This is a genomic window from Intrasporangium sp. (assembly GCF_039812505.1).
Lineage (GTDB): Bacteria > Actinomycetota > Actinomycetes > Actinomycetales > Dermatophilaceae > Intrasporangium_A.
The window spans coordinates 1-4,817 of the sequence record NZ_JBDIAQ010000205.1 but is presented as its reverse complement, the minus strand read 5'-3'; the positions used below and the strand labels follow the sequence as shown (position 1 = coordinate 4,817).

Annotated in this window: 4 protein-coding genes; 3 read left to right on the top strand and 1 reads right to left on the bottom strand. The window is 72.7% G+C overall.

What is annotated here, in order from left to right; translation table 11 throughout:
* Positions 1-28: 28 nt before the first annotated feature.
* Complete coding sequence (locus WMI84_RS16920; protein ID WP_347354947.1) at positions 29-1,201, bottom strand: helix-turn-helix domain-containing protein; 1,173 nt, start codon at positions 1,199-1,201, stop codon at positions 29-31.
* Positions 1,202-1,388: 187 nt separating this feature from the next.
* Between WMI84_RS16920 and WMI84_RS16915 the strand changes: the two genes are divergently transcribed.
* The 3 genes from WMI84_RS16915 to WMI84_RS16905 all read left to right on the top strand — a co-directional run bounded on the left by WMI84_RS16915 (position 1,389) and on the right by WMI84_RS16905 (position 4,729).
* Positions 1,389-2,315, top strand: a complete 927-nt coding sequence (locus WMI84_RS16915) for a proline dehydrogenase family protein (RefSeq protein ID WP_347354946.1) — start codon at positions 1,389-1,391, stop codon at positions 2,313-2,315.
* A gap of 34 nt (positions 2,316-2,349) precedes the next feature.
* A complete protein-coding gene (gene pruA, locus WMI84_RS16910) occupies positions 2,350-3,981 on the top strand; it encodes an L-glutamate gamma-semialdehyde dehydrogenase (RefSeq protein WP_347354945.1) in 1,632 nt (543 codons plus the stop codon).
* A gap of 157 nt (positions 3,982-4,138) precedes the next feature.
* Positions 4,139-4,729, top strand: a complete 591-nt coding sequence (locus WMI84_RS16905; RefSeq protein ID WP_347354944.1) for a biotin transporter BioY — start codon at positions 4,139-4,141, stop codon at positions 4,727-4,729.
* Positions 4,730-4,817: the final 88 nt, after the last annotated feature.

Sequence of the window (4,817 nt, the reverse complement as noted above, 5' to 3'; positions counted from 1 at the left end):
GCCGCCCTTCCGCCCGGAGACCAACACGTCAGACCCGCGCATCCGGCGGCGCGAGCAACGGAGCCAGCGTCAGCCCGAGGTGCAGCACGAGCCGGTCCGCGCCTCGCCCCAGGTCGAGCCCGGTCAGCTCCTGGATCCGGCGGAACCGGTGGTAGGCGGTCTGGCGGTGGATGCCCAGCCGTGCCGAGGTCCGCTGCACGCTGCCGGCCTCGTCGAGGAAGACCCTTGCGGTGCGGGCCAGCCCGCCGTCGCCCTCGTCGAGCAACCGGCGCACCCGGTCGTCGACGACCGCGGCCGTCAGCTCGGACTCCGGTCCGCACCCGAGCAGGCGGTAGACGCCCAGCTCGGCCCAGGCGGCCGTCCGCGATCGGCCGTCCAGCTCGGCGACCCGGGCGGCCAGGGTCGCCTGCCGGTGGCTCGTGCGGGCCGAGCGGACCGAGGGCTGCGCCTCCCCGATCCCGATGACCAGGCTGCCCCGCCAACCCGGCCCGACCCGCGCCTCGTGCTGTCGCCGGATCTCCGCCGCGAGACGGGTGGCCGGGGACGGGTCGCCCGATGCCGCCAGTCGCACGAGCAGGGTCGCGTGGTCCGGGTCGACGGCCGCGACGACCCCGCGCGGCAGGGTCCACACGTTGACCGGCACGGAGCCGTCGGCCGGCTGCAGCCGGACCTGCATGACCGCGACCGGGTCGCCGGCGCCGACCAGGCCGCGCTCGACGAGCTCCGCGGCGGCACGGGCGGCTCGCGCCGGGTCGGGAGAGAGCAGCGAGTCGAGCAGGATGGAGACGTCATAGCGGCCCATCGCCCGCTGGGCGAGCAGGGCGCCCGCGTGCCCGGCCAGCTGGCGCACCTCGGCCACCGCGGGCCGCCCGGCGATCCGGCCGTCGGGGTCCAGCACCCAGAGGTAGCCGTGGTTGACCCCGTTCCAGCGCGCCGGGACGCAGAGCCGCCCGAGCGTGCCGTGCTCCGGGTCGACCGGGGTGCTGACCGGGCCGGCCGCGGTGGCGATCCCGAACTGCTCGAACCAGGCCCGCACCTGCGGCGTCGAGCTGCGCTCCAGGATCGAGCGCTGCCGCACGGCGTCGATGCCCGCGTTCTGGCTGTGGAAGGCGACGAGGTTGAAGTCACGGTCCTCGAGCAGCGCGGGCTGCTCGAGCAGCTCCGAGGCGAGGTCGACGATCTCCTGCAGGTCCAGCGCCATGCCGCCGCCCCTTCCCGAAGCCGGCTCTCGACCGGCGCCGCGCGCCGGCCCCCCTTACAGATCAGACAATCGTATGACGCTCACTGGCCATCTCGATACACCTGCACGATGACGCGGACGGGCTGAGCGCCATACCGTTGCTGTCATCGCCACTTCGGCGACCTCCCCCCCACGCAAAGGAGCTGCAGTGCTCGGTCCCGCCTTGCTGGCCGCCTCGAGAACCCCCCGAATCCGCGACTTCGTCACCACCTCCCGCGTCTCCCGCGGGCTGGTCGGCCGGTTCGTCGCCGGCAACGAGCAGGACGACGCCGTGACCGCGGTGCACGGCCTGGTGGCCAGGGGAATGTCCGTCACGATCGACCACCTCGGCGAGGACACCACCGAACGCGCCCAGGCCGTGGCCACCCGAGAGGCCTACCGCGCCCTGCTGACCCGGCTCGGCGACGAGGGGCTGGCCGCCCACGCCGAGGTGTCGCTCAAGCTCTCCGCGCTGGGCCAGGCACTGCCCGAGGGCGGTGCAGCCTTCGCCCTCGACAACGCCCGGGTCATCTGCCGCGCCGCCGGGCAGGTCGGCACCACCGTGACCCTCGACATGGAGGACCACACCACGGTCGACTCGACCCTGTCGATCCTGGGCGAGCTGCGCGCCGACTTCCCGTGGGTCGGCGCGGTGCTCCAGTCGGGCCTGTTCCGCACCGAGGCCGACGTGCGCGACCTGGCCCACCCGGGCTCCCGCGTCCGGCTCGTCAAGGGCGCCTACGCCGAGCCCCGCGCGGTGGCCCACGCGAGGAAGGCGGACGTCGACGCCGCCTACCGCCGCTGCCTGGCCGTGCTGTTCGCCGAGGGCGCCTACCCGATGGTCGCCAGCCACGACCAGTCGATGGTCGACGAGGCCAACCGCCTTGCAGCGCAGCACGACCGGGAGCCGGCGGACTACGAGCTGCAGATGCTCTACGGGATCCGCACGAGCGAGCAGGAGCGGCAGGTCGCCGAGGGTCGCCAGATGCGCGTCTACCTGCCCTACGGGCAGGACTGGTACGGGTACTTCATGCGGCGCCTGGCCGAGCGACCTGCCAATGTGGCCTTCTTCCTGCGTAGCCTTGTCTCGAACTGACCGCCCGACCACTCCGACCGACGAAGGATCGACCATGGATGCAGTGACCCACGTACCCGCGCCGGCCAACGAGCCGGTACTCGACTACGCCCCGGGCTCCCCCGAGCGGGCCCGCCTCGAGGCCGCCCTCGCCGAGCTGCAGGCCGCCGGCCCCCGCGACCTCCCCCAGACCATCGACGGCGAGCGGGTCATGGGCGGCGGCGCGGAGATCACCGTGCGCCAGCCGCACGCCCACGCCAAGGTGCTGGGCACCCTGCGCGGCTCGACGGTGCAGGACGCCCGTCGCGCCGTCGACGCCGCCAAGGCGGCCGCCCCCGGCTGGCGGGAGCTCTCGTTCGACGACCGGGCCGCGGTCCTGCTCAAGGCCGCCGACCTGCTGGCCGGTCCGTGGCGCGCCCGCATCAACGCGGCGACCATGCTGGGCCAGTCCAAGACCGCCTACCAGGCCGAGATCGACAGCGCCTGCGAGCTGATCGACTTCTGGCGCATCAACGTCCACTTCGCGCGCCAGATCCTCGCCGAGCAGCCGCCGCTGAACTCGCGCGGCGTGTGGAACCGGTCGGACTACCGGCCGCTGGAGGGCTTCGTCTACGCGATCACCCCGTTCAACTTCACCGCGATCGCCGGCAACCTGCCGACCGCCCCGGCCCTGATGGGCAACACGGTCGTGTGGAAGCCCTCGCCCACCCAGCAGTTCGCCGCGCAGCTGACCATGGAGCTGCTCGAGGCGGCCGGTATGCCGCCGGGCGTGATCAACATGGTCACCGGCGACGGCATCGACGTCTCGAAGGTGGCCCTGACCGACCCCGACCTGGCCGGCATCCACTTCACCGGCTCGACCCCGACCTTCAAGCACCTGTGGCGGGAGGTCGCGGACAACCTCGAGCAGTACCGCACCTACCCGCGGCTGGTCGGCGAGACCGGCGGCAAGGACTTCATCGTCGCCCACCCGTCGGCCGACCCGGCCGTGCTGCGCACGGCGATGGTCCGCGGCGCCTTCGAGTTCCAGGGCCAGAAGTGCTCGGCGGCCTCGCGCGCCTACGTCCCGGCCTCGGTGTGGAAGCAGGTCAAGGACGAGCTGGTCGAGATCACCGAGGGCCTGACCCAGGGCGACGTAACCGACTTCGGCAACTTCATGGGCGCCGTCATCGACGACCGGGCCTTCGCCAAGCACAAGGCCGCGATCGACCGGGCCCACGGCACGCCCGGCATCGAGGTCATCGCCGGTGGCCGGTACGACGACTCGGTCGGCTGGTTCGTGCGCCCGACGGTGCTGGAGATCTCCGACCCGGGCGACGAGGCGCTGCGCACGGAGTACTTCGGCCCGATCCTGGCGGTGCACGTCTTCGACGACGGCGACTACGACCAGGCGCTAGCCGAGATGGAGTCGGCCTCCTCGTACGGCCTGACCGGCTCGATCATCGCGCAGGACCGGCACGCGATCGCCGACGCGACGCGGCGGCTGCGGTTCGCCGCCGGCAACTTCTACGTCAACGACAAGCCGACCGGTGCGGTCGTCGGGCAGCAGCCCTTCGGCGGCGGGCGCGCCTCCGGCACCAACGACAAGGCCGGCGCCGCCCAGAACCTGCTGCGCTGGACCAGCGTGCGCTCGATCAAGGAGACCTTCGTGCCGCCGACGACGCACACCTACCCGCACATGGGCTGAGAGTTGACGGGACAAGTGACCGCAACGAACAGCACTCACGACGCTCCACCGTGCTCAACGGACGGCGGACCCCCGCCGTCGTTCCGGTCACTTGTCCCGCGACTGGGTTGCCGCCACGGCATGGCATGATCGCTACGGCCACAAGGTGAGGAGACCGTTGAGAGCTGCCCAGAGCCGGACCAGGGATCTCGCGCTGACGGCGACGTTCGCGGGGTTCATCGCGGTCCTCGGTCTCGTTCCTGCGTTCTCGCCGCTGGGGTTCCCGGTGCCGATCACGCTGCAGTCGCTGGGGATCATGCTGATCGGTGCGGTGCTCGGTCCCAGGAGGGCGGTGGCCGCGGTGCTGTTCTTTCTGCTGTTGGTGGCGCTCGGGCTGCCGCTGCTGGCTGGTGGCCGCGGCGGCCTGGGCGTGTTCGCCAGCCCGAGCGCCGGCTATCTGCTCGGCTTCCCGATCGCTGCCTACGTGATCGGTGCCCTGGTCTACCGGCGCGGCGCGCCATACCAGATCGGGTACGGCCTCGTGTCGATCGTCATCGGAGGGATCATCGTGCTCTACGCGATCGGGGTCCCGATCACCGCGTGGCGCGCCGGGATCAGCCTGCCCGCCGCCATGGCCGGCAGCGCGCTCTTCCTCCTCGGTGACCTCGCCAAGGCAGTGCTGGCCGCGGTCGTCGCGGGCGCGGTGCACCGCGCGGACCCGCGGCTGCTGCCGCGCCGCCCGGAGCGGGCGCTGGCCGGGCACGCCTGACCACACCCCGGCTCGTATGCCGCTGAGTGGACTCCCCCGGGTCGCGCGCGGTCTGCTGGGTGGCTGGGTTCCTCAGGCCCGGCTCGCC

Coding starts and splice junctions, on each gene's coding strand:
- WMI84_RS16920 (WP_347354947.1), bottom strand. CDS start 1,201: ATGGCGCTGGACCTGCAGGAGATCGTCGACCTCGCCTCGGAGCTGCTC.
- pruA (WP_347354945.1), top strand. CDS start 2,350: ATGGATGCAGTGACCCACGTACCCGCGCCGGCCAACGAGCCGGTACTC.